This window comes from Streptomyces sp. NPDC059718 (assembly GCF_042733315.1).
In the GTDB taxonomy this organism is placed as follows: domain Bacteria; phylum Actinomycetota; class Actinomycetes; order Streptomycetales; family Streptomycetaceae; genus Actinacidiphila.
This window is the reverse complement of the sequence record NZ_JBHWGA010000058.1, coordinates 29762-45107: the sequence shown is the minus strand read 5'-3', so window position 1 is coordinate 45107 and position 15346 is coordinate 29762. Positions and strand designations below refer to the sequence as shown.

The following is a 15346-nucleotide window of genomic DNA, read 5'->3' as shown; positions in this document are numbered from 1 at the left end:
CGTGTCACACCTTGGCCTCCACCGTGGCCTCCGTCGTGCCGGAGGGGGCGCTCCGGGGGTGCGGCTTGACGCCCTGCAGCACCGCCGCGGTCTCCTTCGCCGAGGCGATGCTGCGCTCCGGCTTCTTGATCTTCTTGAACTTCGAGCGCGCCATCAGGCCCAGCAGACCGGCCAGCACCAGGTACGCCGCGCCGACGATGAGGAACGACCAGGCGAGGCCGAGCCCCAGGTTGTGGATGCCGTACGCCGCCGCGAAGCTGAGCACCGGCAGCGAGAAGAGGGCCAGGATGCCGGCCGCGCCCACCGCGCCGCCGCCGATGCCGGCGCGCTTCACGTCCTGCCGCAGCTCGGCCTTGGCGAGGGCGATCTCCTCGTGGACCAGCTCGGACAGGTCCGCCGTCGCCGAGGCGAAGAGATGGCCGAGGCTCCGGCTTCCGTTCGGGCTCACGGTCACCCCCACGTTCACGGGCTCGTCCGCTGGGCTCATCGGGTCCTCCGTCGTCGTCATGGTGCGTCAGTCGTCATACGGGGCATTCGGGTTACCCCCCGATCATGCCGGACTCATCCTCGCCGGTGTCCCCGGAGCGCGCCACTTCCGCGAGCCTGCGGTGCTCGGCGGCCTTCGCCTCGTGGATCGCGGCCATGCGCAGGTGGAACTCGGGGTCCGCCCACTCGTAGACGTCCGGTACGCCGTCCCGGTCCTCGTCGCGCTCCTCGTCCTGGCAGATGCGGCGGTACTTGTCGTTGCGGAGCTTGAGCAGCACCGCGGCGAGCACCGCCGAGGTGAACGAGCCGATCAGGACGGCCGCCTTGACCTCCTCGGTCAGCACCTGGTCGCCCTCGAAGGCCAGCTCGCCGATGAGCAGGGAGACCGTGAAGCCGATCCCGGCGAGCGTGGCGACGGCCAGGACGTCGGCCCAGGCCAGGTCGGGGTTGAGCTCCGCGCGGGTGAAGCGCGCCGCCAGCCATGTGCCGCCGAACACCCCGACCGCCTTGCCGACGACCAGTCCCAGCACCACGCCCAGCGTCTCGGGGCGGCCGAACACCTCGGCGAGCGTGCCGCCGGCGATCGGCACCCCGGCGGAGAAGAGCGCGAAGAGCGGCACCGCGATCCCGGCCGAGAGCGGCCGTACGAGGTGCTCGATCCGCTCTCCTGGGGACTGCTCCTCGCCCTCGCGCCGGTGGCAGCGCAGCATCAGGCCCATCGCGACGCCCGCGATCGTGGCGTGCACCCCGCTGGCGTGCATCAGCGCCCAGTTGACCAGGGCGAGCGGCACGTACACGTACCAGCCGTGCACCTCGCAGCGCAGCAGCACCCGGAACAGCACGAGCCCGGCGAGGGCCAGGGCCAGCGCGACGAGGTTGATGCCCGAGGTGAAGAAGACCGCGATGATCAGGATCGCGAAGAGGTCGTCCACGACGGCCAGCGTCAGCAGGAACGCGCGCAGTGCCGACGGCAGTGCGGTGCCGAGCACCGCCAGCACCGCCAGGGCGAACGCGATGTCGGTCGCCATCGGCACCGCCCAGCCCTGCAGGGACCCGCCGCCCGCGGCGTTGACCACCGCGTACACCACCGCGGGCGCGGCCATGCCGCAGATCGCGGCGACGACGGGGAGCGCCGCCGCCGAGGGACGGCGCAGCTCCCCCGCGACCAGTTCCCGCTTGAGTTCGATGCCGGCGACGAAGAAGAAGACCGTCAGCAGCCCGTCCGCGGCCCAGTGCCCCACCGACAGGTCCAGGTGCAGCGCGCCGGGCCCGAAGCTGAAGGCGACGGTGGACCGGTACGAGGCGCTCAGCGGGGTGTTCGCCCAGACCAGCGCGACGACGGCGGCCAGCAGCAGGATCACGCCGCCCACGGTCTCCGTCCGCAGCGCGTCGGCGACGTACTTCCGTTCGGGGAGGGACATCCGGCCCAGGAAGACGGAACGGCGGCGGTTGGTCGCGGTCACGGGGGGTGGACCTCCGGTCGGGCTCGGCATGGCTGATCACCTTGCCGACCAGACTTCCCGGCACGCCCCGATCCACTGTCGCGTTTCTTACGCGCCCGGCAGCTTATCGGGTCGGCGCCGGAGCCTCCGGCGTTTTTCACATTACGGACAATCGCCGGGCGTCGCAGGGCCCCCGCGCCCCTGGGGAACGGCGAAGAGGCCCCCGCAGGGGCCTCTTCGGTGCGGTGACGGAGACCGGTCAGTCCTCGCTCGCGGCGCTCGGGAGCTTCGTCTGGATGAGGTCCATGACCGTGGAGTCCGTCAGGGTGGTGACGTCCCCCAGCTCCCGGTTCTCGGCGACGTCGCGCAGCAGACGCCGCATGATCTTGCCGGAACGGGTCTTCGGCAGCTCGGCCACCGTCAGGATCCGCTTCGGCTTGGCGATCGGGCCGAGCGTCTTGGCGACGTGGTCGCGCAGCTCGGCGATCAGCTCGTCGCCGTCCTCCGCCGCGGCGGTGCCGCGCAGGATCACGAAGGCGACGATGGCCTGGCCGGTGGTGGCGTCGGTGGCGCCGACCACGGCCGCCTCGGCGACCTTCGGGTGCGAGACGAGGGCCGACTCGACCTCGGTGGTGGAGATGTTGTGGCCCGAGACGAGCATGACGTCGTCCACCCGGCCGAGCAGCCAGATGTCGCCGTCCTCGTCCTTCTTGGCGCCGTCGCCGGCGAAGTAGCGGCCCTCGAAGCGGGACCAGTAGGTGTCGAGGTAGCGCTGGTCGTCTCCCCAGATGGTGCGGAGCATCGACGGCCACGGCTCGGTGAGGACGAGGTAGCCGCCGGAGCCGTTGGGCACCTCGTTGGCCTCGTCGTCCACGACGGTGGCGGAGATGCCGGGCAGCGCACGCTGCGCGGACCCGGGCTTGGTCTCCGTCACGCCGGGCAGCGGGGAGATCATCATGGCGCCGGTCTCGGTCTGCCACCAGGTGTCCACGATCGGGCAGCGGCCGCCGCCGATGTGCTCGCGGTACCAGATCCACGCCTCGGGGTTGATCGGCTCGCCGACGCTGCCCAGGACGCGCAGCGAGGACAGGTCGAACTTGGCGGGGATGTCGTCGCCCCACTTCATGAAGGTGCGGATCGCCGTGGGGGCGGTGTAGAGGATCGTGACCCCGTACTTCTGGACGATCTCCCAGAAGCGGCCCTGGTGCGGGGTGTCCGGGGTGCCCTCGTACAGCACCTGGGTGGCGCCGTTGGCCAGCGGGCCGTAGACGATGTACGAGTGGCCGGTGACCCAGCCGACGTCGGCGGTGCACCAGTAGACGTCGGTCTCCGGCTTCAGGTCGAAGACCGCGTGGTGGGTGTAGGCGGCCTGCGTCAGGTAGCCGCCCGAGGTGTGCAGGATGCCCTTGGGCTTACCGGTGGTGCCGGAGGTGTAGAGGATGAAGAGCGGGTGCTCGGCCTCGAAGGCCTCCGGGGTGTGCTCCGCGGACTGCCGCTCGACGATCTCGTGCCACCACACGTCGCGGCCCTCGGTCCAGGCGACCTCCTGGCCGGTGCGGCGCACGACGAGCACCTTCCCCACGCTTGCGGAGCGGGCGACCGCGTCGTCCACGGCGGGCTTCAGCGCGGACGGCTTGCCGCGGCGGTAGCCGCCGTCGGCGGTGATGACCAGCTTGGCGTCGGCGTCGGCGATGCGGGCGGCCAGCGCGTCGGCCGAGAAGCCGCCGAAGACCACCGAGTGCGCGGCGCCGACGCGGGCGCAGGCCAGCATCGCCACGACGGTCTCGGGGATCATGGGCATGTAGATCGCGACCCGGTCGCCGGCCGTCACGCCCAGCTCGGTCAGGGCGTTCGCGGCGCGGCTCACCTCGTCCTTGAGCTCGGCGTAGGTGATGGCCCGGCCGTCACCGGGCTCGCCCTCGAAATGGAGCGCCACCCGGTCGCCGTTTCCGGCCTCGACGTGCCGGTCGACGCAGTTGTAGGCGACGTTCAGGGTGCCGTCGGCGAACCACTTCGCGAACGGCGGGTTGGACCAGTCCAGGGTCTCGGTCGGCTCCTTCGCCCAGGTCAGCCGGCGGGCCTGCGCCGCCCAGAAGCCCAGTCGGTCGTCACCGGCCTGCTGGTAGGCCTCCGCGGTCACATTGGCACCGGCCGCCAGCTCAGCGGGCGGAGCGAACCGGCGCTCCTCCTTCAAAAGGTTGGCCAGGCTCTCGTTGCTCACGCCGTGCTCCTTCGCAGGGTGTCCTTTTGTGTCCCAGGCCATAGCTCACCAGCCGGAGGGGCGGGATGACAAGGGCTCGCGCCAAAAATTGGTTTAGACCTGTCATGGTGGAGCACCCGCACACGGGTCCGGCCCGCCGGCAGGTGCGCGGCGGGCCGGGACGCGCGGGCCGCCCGGTGCGGGCGGCCCGCTCAGACGGTGTCGAGCACCTCCGGCCGTACGGCGGCGAACGTGCCGGTCCCGGGGTCGAGGACGTAGGCCTGGGCCTCGGCGACGTGGAAGTACATGCCGTGCAGCTGGAGCGATCCCTCGGCCACCCGGCGGGCGACGCAGGCATGGGCCATCAGGTGGTCCAGCTGCTGCACCACGTTGACGAGGCAGAGCCGTTCGAGGTCGTCGGCCACCGGGCGGTCGGCGAGGGCGACCTCGCCGCGTCCGGGCCGGCCGGTCCGCTCCATCCGGGCGAGGCTCGGGCGGCCGTGCCGGAGCCAGCGGGCCAGCGGGGTCTGCGCCCCCGGCTCGTGGCCCGCCCCGCCCAGCAGCGCCTGCATGGCACCGCACCCGGAGTGCCCGCACACGGTGATGCTGCCGACCTTCAGCACCTCCACCGCGTACTCGATGGCGGCGCCCACCGAGTCGCAGGAGGCGTCGCCGCCGGGCGGCGGCATCAGGTTGCCCACGTTGCGTACGGTGAACAGGTCACCGGGTCCGCTCGAGGTGATCATGCTGGTGACCAGGCGCGAGTCGGCGCAGGTGAGGAAGAGCTGGGTGGGCCGCTGCCCCTCGCGGGCGAGCCGCGCCAGCTCGTCCCTGACCAGCGGCGCCGTGTTGCGCTGGAAGGCGCTGAGCCCGCCCACCAGCTGCCCGGCGGCACCCGCCTCCGTACCCGGTTTGGTGCAGTGGTGGTTGCGCCACGGCGTCCAGGGGCGGCAGGCGTGCGCGCTCGACGGGACCGTGATCGGCGTGCCCGACCGGCCCGTGAGGGTCGCCCAGCCGCCACGCGCCCGGTGACCCTCGCACCAGTGCTGCAGCGACTCGTACGCCGCGTGGTCCATGAAGGAGCCGTCCAGGGTGATCACGGCGCTGGCGCCGTCCGGCACCTCCGCCAGTGCCCGGGTCAGCCGGGGCACCGCGAGGAAGGTCAACTGCCCGCGTACGTGCACCTGGTGGACGCCGGACTCCTCCGCCACCGTGATCCGGGTGTGCGTCAGCCGGCGCAGCGACAGGAAGACGGCCACGGCGATGCCGGTCAGGACCCCCTCCAGCACGCCGAGCAGCAGCACCGCGCCGAGCGTCGCCGCGTAGACCGGGAACTCCCGGTGCCGCTGCACGTGCTTGATGTGCGCGAAGCTCAGCATCTTCAGCCCGACCACCATGACCAGGGCGGCGAGGGCGGCGAGCGGGATGTGCTCCAGCAGCCCGGCCAGCAGTCCGGCGCACAGCAGCACCCACACCCCGTGCAGTGCCGTGGCCCGGCGCGTCCGTGCGCCCGCGGCCACGTTCGCCGAGCCGCGGATCGCGCCGCCGGCCACCGGCAGTCCGCCGAGCAGGCCCGAGACGACGTTGGACGCGCCCTGCCCGAGCAGCTCGCGGTTGAGACGGGCCGGGACGGTGTCCCCGGGCTTCCCGCGCCCGGAGCGCAGCTTGTCGATCGCCACCGCCGACAGCAGCGACTCCATGCTCGCGACCAGGGTGACGGTCAGGACGGCGGCGGCGATGCCGAGCACCGGCCCGTGCGGCAGCCCGGGGAGGGCCACCGCGTGCCAGGCGGGCAGGTCGACCCGCGGCACCACGATGGGCACGCCGACGGCGGTCGCCGCCGCGATGGCGGCGAGCGGTGCGGGGACCGTGCGCAGCGCCTTGCCGGCCCGCCCGGGCAGGCGCGGCCAGCCGACCAGCACGGTCACCGTCACCGCCGCGATCAGCAGCGCTCCCGGATGCGGGGACGACAACTGCTGCGGCAGGGCGGCCAGGTTGGTGAGCGCCGAGCTGTCCGGGCGTGCGCCGAGCACGACATGGAGCTGGGCGAGCGCGATGGCGGCGCCGATGCCCGCCAGCATGCCGTGCACGATCGCGGGGCTGACGGCGAGTGCGGCCCGGGCCACCCGCAGGGCGCCCAGGGCGAGTTGGGTGAGCCCGGCCAGCGCCGTGATGGCGCACGTGGTGCGCCAGCCGTAGCGCTGGACGAGTTCGGCGGTGACCACCACCAGGCTGGTGGCGGCTCCGCTGACCTGGAGCGGCGCACCGCCCATCAGTCCCGCGACGATGCCGCCGGCCGCGGCGGCGATCAGCCCCGACTGCAGCGGGGCGCCGGTGGCCAGGGCGATGCCCAGCGACAGCGGGACGGCGATCAGGAAGACGGTGATCGAGGCCGACAGATCGTGCCGCCAGGCGGCGGTCCCGTCGTCGGCGCGGGGCGGTGGCGGTGGCAGGTCCTGCGGTGGGACCTGCGACTGCTGCATCTGTGGTTCTGGCGTGGGCTGCATGTTCCCGTCTCCTCCGGGGCGGCGCGGCTGCGTCCGGCTGGTGCGCGTACGCGGTCGTGGTCACGGCTGGTGCGGCGGGTGCTCTCGGCCTTGAAAGTCACGGAATGTGATTGCTTGATTACTCTCAAGAGTCGGTAAATGGAGAGTAATGCAGACAAAGGGCCCGTGGATGAGGATTCGCCCGAACGGGCGAACGATTACCCGGTGAGGGTGAACCGTTCGCCCAGGACGAAGCCCGGATCGACCTGGGAGGCGAGGTCCGCGCCCGTCCGCGCGTTGCCCCAGCTCTCCGCGTTCTTGAGGTGGAAGTGGACCATCTGGCGGGTGTAGCGCTCCCAGTCCCGCCGCTCGTACGTGGCGTCCACGGCGTCGCGCATCGACCGCAACGCGGCGCGGTTGGACTCCTCCAGCTCCCCGAAGCGCGGTGGGCGGCCCTTCTCCATGGCGCGGACCCAGTCCGAGTGCTGGGCGGTGACCAGCAGGTCGTCGCCCACCTGCGAGCGCAGGAAGTCCACGTCGTCCGGGCCCTGCACCTTGTTGCCGACGACGTGCAGGGTGACCCCGAAGTCCCGGGCGTACTCCTTGTACTGGCGGTAGACCGCCACGCCCTTCCGGGTCGGCTCGGCGACCAGGAAGGTCATGTCGAAGCGGGTGAACATGCCGGAGGCGAAGGAGTCGCTGCCGGCCGTCATGTCGACGACGACGTACTCGCCGCGGCCGTCGACCAGATGGTTGAGGAACAGCTCCACCGCCCCGACCTTCGAGTGGTAGCAGGCCACCCCCAGGTCGGACTCGGCGAAGGGGCCGGTGACCATCAGCCGCGCCTCGCCGCCGTCGAGGGCGACGGGCCGGGCGCAGGCGGCGTAGACCGGGTTGTCCTCGCCGATCCGCAGCAGGCGCGAGCCCTCGCCGGGCGGTGTGGTCTTGATCATCGTCTCGGCGGACGCGATCCGCGGGTTGGCGCCGCGCAGGTACTCCTTGATCTCCGGGAGGTGGGCGCCCATCGCCGGAAGGGCGGCGGCCTCCTCCTCGTCGAGGCCGAGCGCCGGGCCGAGGTGCTGGTTGATGTCGGCGTCGACGGCGACGACGGGGACGCGGGCGGCGGCCAAGTGGCGGATGAAGAGGGAGGACAGCGTGGTCTTGCCGCTGCCGCCCTTTCCGACGAAAGCGATCTTCATGTTCGTTAAGCGTAGTGACGGGACGCGTCTCCCGCGGTTTCCGCCGCGGGAGTTCACCCGTCGGTGGAGATCCCGGTCCCGCGCGGCCCCTCCGTCCGGCACGGCGCGGGGGTGCCGGCCCGCGTGACGATGCCCACTCGCCCACCGGGGCGCGGCCGGGGGTGCGTAGGGTCGTGGCTATGGGTACGACAGCTGATCCGCTCGCCGTCCTCGGTTCGCTCCCCGGTGTCGCCGAGTCGGTGGACTCCGTACGGAAGGCCGTGGACCAGGTCTACGGCCACCGGGTGATGCGCCGCCGCTCCGACGAGGTGTCCTCGGAGGCGGCGCTGCGCGGCGCCCGCGGTTCCGCGGCGCTCGCCGGTGCCGACTGGGCGCTGGAAGAGGTGCGCAGGCGCAGCGACTTCTCCTCCGACGACGAGTCGCGCGCGGTGGGCGCCGCGCTGCGGCTCACCGCCGAGTCCGGCCAGTTGCTCTCCGTCTGGCGGCAGTCGCCGCTGCAGGCGCTGGCAAGGCTGCACCTGGTCGCGGCCGGTGGCACCTCACCGGACGAGACGGTCGGCCGGCCGCGGCAGGCCGGCGAGAAGGTCGAGGAGCCGCTCCTGGACGTCGCCGAGTTCCCGCTGCCCGAACCCGCGGAGGTCGTCGCGCGGCTCGACGGACTCGCCGACCTCCTGCTGTCCGGCAGCGAGGCGCCGGCGCTGGTCGTCGCCGCGGTCGTGCACGGCGAGCTGCTGTGCCTGCGGCCGTTCGGCTCGTACAACGGCATCGTGGCGCGGGCCGCGCAGCGCGTCGTCCTCGTCGGGAGCGGTCTGGACCCCAAGTCCATCTGCCCGGCCGAGGTCGGCCACGCCGAACTCGGGCGCGCGGAGTACCTGAAGGCGCTGCGGGGCTACGTCTCCGGCACGCCCGAGGGCATGGCGGCCTGGATCTCGCACTGCGGGAAGGCCGTGGGCCTGGGCGTACGGGAGAGCGTGGCGGTCTGCGAGGCCCTGCAGCGCGGCGCCGCGTAGGGACGCCCGGGGCGCGGGCCACGAGGTCCACGCGTACGAGGTCCACGCGCACGAGGTTGCGGCGGCACCGCGTGGGTGCCGCCGCTGGCACGACCGTCGGGTTACCAGGCGTGCACGGTATTCGCCCATCAGGTCGGGAGCTTTGCCCGTCACCTGGTGCGGCCGGCCCGGTCAGCGGGTCTGCGTCGCGTGGGTTCCCAGCTGTCGTGCTCGGTCCGTGGGGCCTGATTCGACGGGGTTCCTCGCGGAAGTCCGTGGTCACGCGGGCCGTACAACCTTTCTACTGCACCTTCGGGAGAACTGGAACCCCTCGCCGCAGTTCTTTGCATACGGGGTCTGATCAGCAGGATCTCCCCGAAGGGCGCGCACAGGTGCGTATCAGGACAGTGCGGGCCTGCGCCGGCGGGCCGCGTACCAGACGAGTCCCGCCGTGGCGGCGGCCGCGCCGACCGCGGCCAGTGCGAGGACGGGCCCCGAGGGCATCGTCAGCGCGGGCACGCGCTGGTGCAGCCGGACCGGACGGCTGAAGGTGAGCACCGGCCATTCGCGTGACGCCGCCTCCCGGCGCAGCCCGCGGTCGGGGTTGACCGCGTACGGGTGGCCCACCGACTCGAGCATCGGGACGTCGGTCACCGAGTCGCTGTAGGCGAAGCAGCGCTTGAGGTCGTAGCCCTCGACGGCGGCGAGCTCGGTGATGGCCCGCGCCTTGGCCGGTCCGTAGACGTAGTGCTCGATCCGGCCGGTGTAGCAGCCGTCCCGGACCGCCATGCGGGTGGCGATGACGTGGTCGGCGCCGAGCATCTCGCCGATGGGCTCCACGACCTCGGCGCCCGAGGCGCTGACGATGACGACGTCGCGGCCGGCCAGGTGGTGCTCCTCGATGAGGGAGGCGGCCTCGTCGTAGATGATCGGGTCGATGAGGTCGTGGAGGGTCTCGGCCACGATCTCCCGCACCTGCTGCACATTCCAGCCACGGCACATGTCGGAGAGGTACTTTCGCATCCCCTCCATCTGGTCGTGGTCGGCGCCGCCGAGCAGATACACGAACTGGGCGTACGCGGTCCGCAGCACGGCGCGGCGGTTGATGAGGCCGCCTTGGTAGAACGGCCTGCTGAACGCCAAGGTGCTCGACTTGGCGATCACCGTCTTGTCGAGATCGAAGAACGCGGCGGTGCGCGGCGGCAGGTGGTTTTCCACGAGGATGAGCATAGGGACCCACCATTCGGCGTAAGCTCCTGCGCGTGGGTTTGCCTGAGAAGGCCTTCGGGTACACCATGGAAGTCACGGATCGTTCGCGACCGTGCTAACCCGGTCTGGCTCCTCCCCCCCCGAGTCGGACCGTGGGGACGACCCCCGCTCTCCCCCCCGGCGGGGGTCGTCGCATGTCCGGGGGCATATTCAGGCCATGAGTCCGGACGCGCCCGGCATGCGATCGGCCCCCCGCGGCTTCCGCGGGGGGCCGGTCTTTTTCTTCATTTGATTACGGTGAGTGACGGATCGCATTCGTTGTGCTGCTCGGGGAAGCCACTCGCGCGGGTGGTGGAGATATCCACAACGGACTGGTTATCCACGGATTACCACCAAGATCATCAAGTTTCGGCGACTCGCGAGACTCTGGCGGCAAATGCCGCGCCGGAGATGTGTGCGGTGCATGTGCCCGATACCGACGGGACGGGCCGGAGCGAGCGAGGGGGACGCCGAGGTGGCCGAATCATTCAACGGTGAAACAAAAGGAGCGCGTGACGGGCGGGTGCCCGGGCGGGCACCCGCATGGCCGCGCGGAAAGGACGATCCTGGCGGCGGCCCGCTCATCGTCACCGAGGACGGGGCCCTCCTGGACGATCTGCTGCGCCTGTGTGCGGCTGCGGGTGCGGAGCCGGAGGTCGCCTTCGGGGTCCCGCCGGCGCCGGGCAGCTGGGAGGGGGCGCCGCTGGTGCTGGTCGGCGCCGCGGACACCCGCCGCGTGCCCGGTACGGCGCGCCGCCGCCGGGGCGTGCTCCTGGTCGGACGGGATCTGGACGATCCGGACGTGTGGCGCCGCGCCGTGGATGTCGGCGCCGAGCACGTCGCCTTCCTGCCCGACGCCGAGACCTGGCTGGTCGACCGGATCGCCGACGTGGCGGAGGGCGCAGGCGACCCGGCCCTGACGATCGGCGTCGTGGGCGGCCGCGGCGGCGCGGGGGCCAGCACCCTGGCCTGCGCGATGGCCGTCACGGCCGCCCGCTCCGGGCGCCGCACGCTGCTCGTCGACGCCGATCCGCTCGGCGGCGGCCTGGACGTACTGCTCGGGGCCGAACGGGTGGGCGGGCTGCGCTGGCCCGACCTCGCCGAGTCGCGGGGCCGCGTCAACAGCGGGGCGCTGGAGGAGTCGCTGCCCCGCACGCACGCCCTGAGCGTCCTCAGCTGGGACCGTGGCGACACCGTCGTCATCCCGCCGCAGGCCATGCGGTCGGTGATGGGTGCCGCCCGGCGGCGCGGCGGGGTGGTGGTCGTCGACCTGCCGCGCCGCATGGACGAGGCGGTGGCCGAGGCGCTCGCCCAGATCGACGTCGGGCTGCTGGTCGTCCCCGCCGAGCTGCGCGCGGTCGCGGCCGCCGGCCGGGTCGCGTCCCGGATGGCCATGGTGCTTCGGGACCTGCGCGTCGTCGCCCGCGGCCCCTTCGGCTCGGGGCTCACCGACGAGGCGCTCGCCGAACTGGTCGGGCTCCCGCTCGCCGGCGAGCTGCCGTCGGAGCCCGGCCTGCCCGCCGCCCTGGACGGCGGCGAGGCACCGGGCGGCAGCGGCCGGGGCCCACTGGCCGGGTTCTGCTCGGCCTTCCTCGCGGCGGCGCTGCCCGGCGGGAGCGTGGCCGCATGAGCGCCGACGTCATGACGCCCGCCCTGCTCGACGCCGTGCGGCTGCGGCTGGCCGCCTCCGGTGACGAGCCCACCCCGGCCGGCGTGGCCGCCGCGCTGCGGGCACAGGGCCGGCTGCTGGGCGACACCGAAGTGCTCGACGTGGTGGCCGCGCTGCGCTCGGAGATGGTCGGCGCCGGACCCCTGGAGGGGCTGCTCGCCGAACCGGACGTCACCGATGTCCTGGTGAACGGGCCGGACGAGGTGTGGGCCGACCGGGGCGCCGGACTGGAGCGCACCGAGGTGCGGTTCGCGGACGCGGCGGCCGTGCGCAGGCTCGCCCAGCGGCTCGCCTCCGCGGCCGGGCGACGGCTGGACGACGCCCGGCCCTGGGTCGACGCCCGGCTGCCGGACGGCACCCGGCTGCACGCGGTGCTGCCACCGGTGGTGGTCGGTGCCCCGTGCCTGTCCCTGCGGGTCGTCCGCACCCGGGCCTTCACCCTGGACGAACTGGTGGCCGCGGGCAGCATGGACGGCGGCACGGCCGCCCTCCTGCGGGCGGTGCTGGACGCCCGCCTGTCGTACGTGGTCTCCGGCGGCACGGGCTCCGGCAAGACCACGCTGCTGAGCTGCCTGCTCGGCCTCGTCCCGCCGGGCGAGCGCATCGTCCTCGCCGAGGACTCCGCCGAGCTGCGGCCGCGCCATCCGCACGTCGTCCGGCTGGAGACCCGGCCCGCCAACCAGGAGGGCGCCGGGCTGGTCACCCTGCGGGACCTCGTACGGCAGGCGCTGCGCATGCGGCCGGACCGGCTGGTGGTCGGCGAGGTGCGCGGGCCCGAGGTCCTGGATCTGCTGGGCGCCCTCAACACCGGCCACGAGGGCGGGTGCGGGACGGTCCACGCCAATGCCGCGGGCGATGTGCCCGCCCGGCTGGAGGCTCTGGGCGCCGTTGCGGGCCTGGACCGGGCCGCGCTGCACAGCCAGTTGGCGGCCGCCCTGTCGGTGGTGGTGCATCTGGTGCGGGACCGCTCGGGGCGGCGCCGGGTCGCCGAGATCCACGTCCTGGAGCGCGGGCCGGACGGGATCGTCGGCACGGTGCCGGCCCTGTGCGGTGGCGAACGCGGCCCGGGATGGGACCGGTTGGCCGCGCTCTGCGCAAGGGGGCGGTCATGAGCGCCGCGGTGCTCCTCGCCACCCTGTGCGCGGGCACCGCCGCCTGGGTGGCATGCGCGGGGGATGAAGTCCTGCGTAGGGCAAGGACGTTGCTCAGTGGCGCCTGTGGGGCTCGCGGGGTGGCCGGTGGGCTCCTGGGGCCGGGCGGCCTCGAAACCCGCCTCAGTGGGCTGCTGGAGCCGTTCCGGGTGCGGTACGGCTGGCGCCTCGGCCGCGAAGTGCTCTTCCTGCCGGGCGGGTTGGTCGTGGGACTGGCCGCCGGGTCGGTGCTGCCGGTCCTGCTCGGGGCGGCCGCGGTGCCGCTCGCCGGGCGGTGGCTGCGCGGGCGGGAGCGGCGCGCCGAAGCGGAACGGCGGGCCCTGGCGGTGGGCGCGCTGTGCGCGGCGGTCGCCGGCGATCTGCGGGCAGGACTGGCACCGCCCGCCGCGCTGGCCGGTGCGCTGGGCCGCGAGGGGTGGCCGGAGCACCCCGGCCTGTCGGACGCGGCGCTGCCGTTGCTGGCGGCCGCCCGTTTCGGCGGTGACGTGCCCGCGGCGCTGCGGTCGGCCGCCCGGCTGGAGGGCACCGAGGGGCTGTCCGGTGTCGCCGCCTGCTGGCAGGTGGCGGTGGACGGTGGCGCGGGGCTCGCCGACGGCCTGGACCGGATCGCGGCCGCCCTGCGTGCCGAAGGCGACCAGCGGGAGGACCTGAGGGCCCAGCTGGCGGCACCCCGCTCCACCGTCGCGCTGCTGGCCCTGCTGCCCGTCTTCGGGCTGGTCCTGGGCACCGGGCTGGGCGCCGATCCGCTGGGCATCTTGCTGCGCACACCCGCGGGGCTGGGCTGCCTGGTCGCCGGCGGGCTTCTGGAGTGGGCCGGGCTCGCCTGGACCGCGCGCATCGTCCGGACCGCGGAGGGAGGGTCATGAGTGGCGACGCCGTCCACAGGCTGGGGATCGTCGTGGCCGTCGCCGCCACCGCCCTGTGCGTCGCGGGCGTCCTCGCCGCCACCCGGAGGGAGCGCGCCGCGCGGCGCAGGCTGCGGCTGCTCATGGGCACAGCGCCACCGGCCCGGCGCGGCCGCAGATGGCCGGGCACGGCCTCCGTCCGGGAATGGGCGCCGGTCGCCGGGGTCGCCCTGGGTGCGTTCGCCCTGGTCGGCGGAGTCCCCGGCGCGGCGGCCGGGCTCGGCGCCGCGTACGCGCTGCGCCGACGGCAGCGGCGGCCCCGGCCCGCCGGGCCCGCGGACCAGGCCCGGGCCGCGCGGCAGCTGCCGCTGGCGGCCGATCTGATGGCCGCCTGTGTCGCGGCCGGAGCCGGGCCCCGCGAGGCAGCCGAGGCCGTCGGGCCGTCCCTGGGAGGGCCGCTCGGCGAGGCGCTCACCCGCGCCGCCGCCGAGCTCCGCCTGGGCGGCGACCCCGCGCAGTGCTGGGGCCGGCTGGACCGGCTCGGCTGCCGGGAGCTCGCCCGGTGCATGGAGCGCGCCACCACGACGGGAGTGCCGCCGGTCGAGGAGATCGCGCGGCTCGCCGCCGGCTGCCGCGCCGAGCACGCCCGTTTCGGGGCGGCGCGGGCCCGCCGCGCCGGAGTGCTGATCACCGCCCCGCTGGGGCTGTGCTTCCTGCCGGCCTTCCTCCTCGTGGGGGTCGCGCCGGTGGTGATGGGGCTGGCGGGGGCGATCCTCGCCGGCACGACGATCTGAAGGGGGATCCCATGCGAGTCATGCGTTGTCTGAGGAAGCTGAGCCGCCGGTGCCGCACCGGCGAGGGCGGGATGACCACGGCCGAGTACGCCGTGGGCACGCTGGCTGCCTGCGGTTTCGCGGCCGTGCTCTACAAGGTGGTCACCTCGGGCGCGGTCAGCTCCGCGCTCAGCGGGCTCATCAAGCGGGCCCTCGATGTGGCGTTCTGAGCGCCGCTGTGACGCCGGCTACGTCACGGCGGAAGCGGCGGTGGTCATCCCGTCGCTGGTGTTCCTCACGGCGCTGCTGCTGTGGGGGCTGGCCGCGGCTGCCGCGCAGATCCGCTGCGTCGACGCCGCACGGGCCGGAGCCCGTGCGGCGGCCCGCGAGGAGCCGGACGGCGCGGTGCTGCGGGCGGCCCGCACGGCGGCTCCCGCCGGGGCCGCCGTCTCGGTCCGCCGGGGCGGCGACCTGGTCCGGGTCACGGTCGAGGCCCGTTCCCTGTCCTTCACCCTCCACGGTGAGGCGGTCGCCGCCGTGGAGGGAACGGGGGAGGAGCCGTGAGCCGCCGGCGAGGGGGCGACCGGGGCTCCGCGACGGTCTGGACGGCCCTCCTGGGAGTGCTGCTGGCGATGGCCGCCTGCGCCGTGCTGACCTTCGGCGCCGCCGTCGCGGCACGGCATCGCGCGGGGGCCGCCGCGGACCTCGCGGCGCTCGCCGCCGCAGACCACGCCCTGCGGGGCGGCGTGGAGGCCTGCGCCGTGGCCGGACGGGTGGCCGCCGCCCAGCACGCCCGGCTGGTCCGCTGTGCCGTCAGCGGTGAGATCGCCGACGTCACGGCCGCGGTCGGGCCCGCCC

Annotated in this window: 13 protein-coding genes and 1 pseudogene; 8 read left to right on the top strand and 6 right to left on the bottom strand. The window is 74.0% G+C overall.

Annotation, left to right across the window (positions count from 1 at the left end):
- Nucleotides 1-4: 4 nt before the first annotated feature.
- The 5 genes from ACFV3E_RS40155 to ACFV3E_RS40135 all read right to left on the bottom strand — a co-directional run bounded on the left by ACFV3E_RS40155 (nt 5) and on the right by ACFV3E_RS40135 (nt 7813).
- Nucleotides 5-487 carry a phage holin family protein gene (locus ACFV3E_RS40155; RefSeq protein ID WP_500540505.1) on the bottom strand — a complete coding sequence of 161 codons (483 nt, stop codon included), beginning with the start codon at nt 485-487 and terminating at the stop codon, nt 5-7.
- A gap of 52 nt (nt 488-539) precedes the next feature.
- Nucleotides 540-1979: a Na+/H+ antiporter NhaA gene (nhaA, locus tag ACFV3E_RS40150; RefSeq protein ID WP_500540503.1), complete on the bottom strand. Its 1440-nt coding sequence runs from the start codon at nt 1977-1979 to the stop codon at nt 540-542.
- A gap of 208 nt (nt 1980-2187) precedes the next feature.
- Entirely contained in the window at nt 2188-4191 is a 2004-nt protein-coding gene (acs, locus tag ACFV3E_RS40145; RefSeq protein ID WP_500540501.1) for an acetate--CoA ligase, read from the bottom strand.
- Nucleotides 4192-4340: 149 nt separating this feature from the next.
- Complete coding sequence (locus tag ACFV3E_RS40140; protein WP_500540499.1) at nt 4341-6635, bottom strand: SulP family inorganic anion transporter; 2295 nt, start codon at nt 6633-6635, stop codon at nt 4341-4343.
- A gap of 197 nt (nt 6636-6832) precedes the next feature.
- Nucleotides 6833-7813 carry an ATP-binding protein gene (locus tag ACFV3E_RS40135; RefSeq protein WP_500540497.1) on the bottom strand — a complete coding sequence of 327 codons (981 nt, stop codon included), beginning with the start codon at nt 7811-7813 and terminating at the stop codon, nt 6833-6835.
- A 179-nt stretch (nt 7814-7992) separates the two neighbouring features.
- Here ACFV3E_RS40135 and ACFV3E_RS40130 point away from each other — a divergent pair, with 179 nt between their 5' ends.
- The gene (locus ACFV3E_RS40130; protein WP_500367709.1) at nt 7993-8823 is read left to right on the top strand and encodes a Fic family protein; all 831 of its coding nucleotides are present in this window, start codon (nt 7993-7995) and stop codon (nt 8821-8823) included.
- 378 nt (nt 8824-9201) lie between these two features.
- Here the strand turns inward: ACFV3E_RS40130 and ACFV3E_RS40125 are convergent, their stop codons facing one another.
- Entirely contained in the window at nt 9202-10032 is an 831-nt protein-coding gene (locus tag ACFV3E_RS40125) for an HAD family hydrolase (RefSeq protein WP_500540495.1), read from the bottom strand.
- A 541-nt stretch (nt 10033-10573) separates the two neighbouring features.
- On the opposite strand from ACFV3E_RS40125, the gene ssd reads away from it, so the two are divergent.
- From ssd to ACFV3E_RS40090, 7 genes and pseudogenes are all read left to right on the top strand, one after another.
- Nucleotides 10574-11680 carry a septum site-determining protein Ssd gene (gene ssd / locus ACFV3E_RS40120; protein WP_500540493.1) on the top strand — a complete coding sequence of 369 codons (1107 nt, stop codon included), beginning with the start codon at nt 10574-10576 and terminating at the stop codon, nt 11678-11680.
- The gene (locus tag ACFV3E_RS40115; RefSeq protein ID WP_500367704.1) at nt 11677-12831 is read left to right on the top strand and encodes a TadA family conjugal transfer-associated ATPase; all 1155 of its coding nucleotides are present in this window, start codon (nt 11677-11679) and stop codon (nt 12829-12831) included. Before ssd ends, ACFV3E_RS40115 begins: the two co-directional genes overlap by 4 nt.
- The gene (locus ACFV3E_RS40110) at nt 12828-13736 is read left to right on the top strand and encodes a type II secretion system F family protein (RefSeq protein ID WP_500540491.1); all 909 of its coding nucleotides are present in this window, start codon (nt 12828-12830) and stop codon (nt 13734-13736) included. The genes ACFV3E_RS40115 and ACFV3E_RS40110 overlap by 4 nt, the downstream gene beginning before the upstream one ends.
- The gene (locus tag ACFV3E_RS40105; protein WP_500540489.1) at nt 13733-14509 is read left to right on the top strand and encodes a type II secretion system F family protein; all 777 of its coding nucleotides are present in this window, start codon (nt 13733-13735) and stop codon (nt 14507-14509) included. The genes ACFV3E_RS40110 and ACFV3E_RS40105 overlap by 4 nt, the downstream gene beginning before the upstream one ends.
- 20 nt (nt 14510-14529) lie before the next feature.
- Nucleotides 14530-14718, top strand: coding sequence for a DUF4244 domain-containing protein (locus tag ACFV3E_RS40100; protein WP_499513071.1), 189 nt, complete (start codon nt 14530-14532; stop codon nt 14716-14718).
- The gene (locus ACFV3E_RS40095) at nt 14705-15052 is read left to right on the top strand and encodes a TadE family type IV pilus minor pilin (RefSeq protein WP_500540487.1); all 348 of its coding nucleotides are present in this window, start codon (nt 14705-14707) and stop codon (nt 15050-15052) included. Before ACFV3E_RS40100 ends, ACFV3E_RS40095 begins: the two co-directional genes overlap by 14 nt.
- Nucleotides 15053-15120: 68 nt before the next feature.
- Nucleotides 15121-15333 (top strand): annotated as a pseudogene (locus tag ACFV3E_RS40090) (Rv3654c family TadE-like protein); the annotation flags it as partial.
- Nucleotides 15334-15346 lie beyond the last annotated feature (13 nt).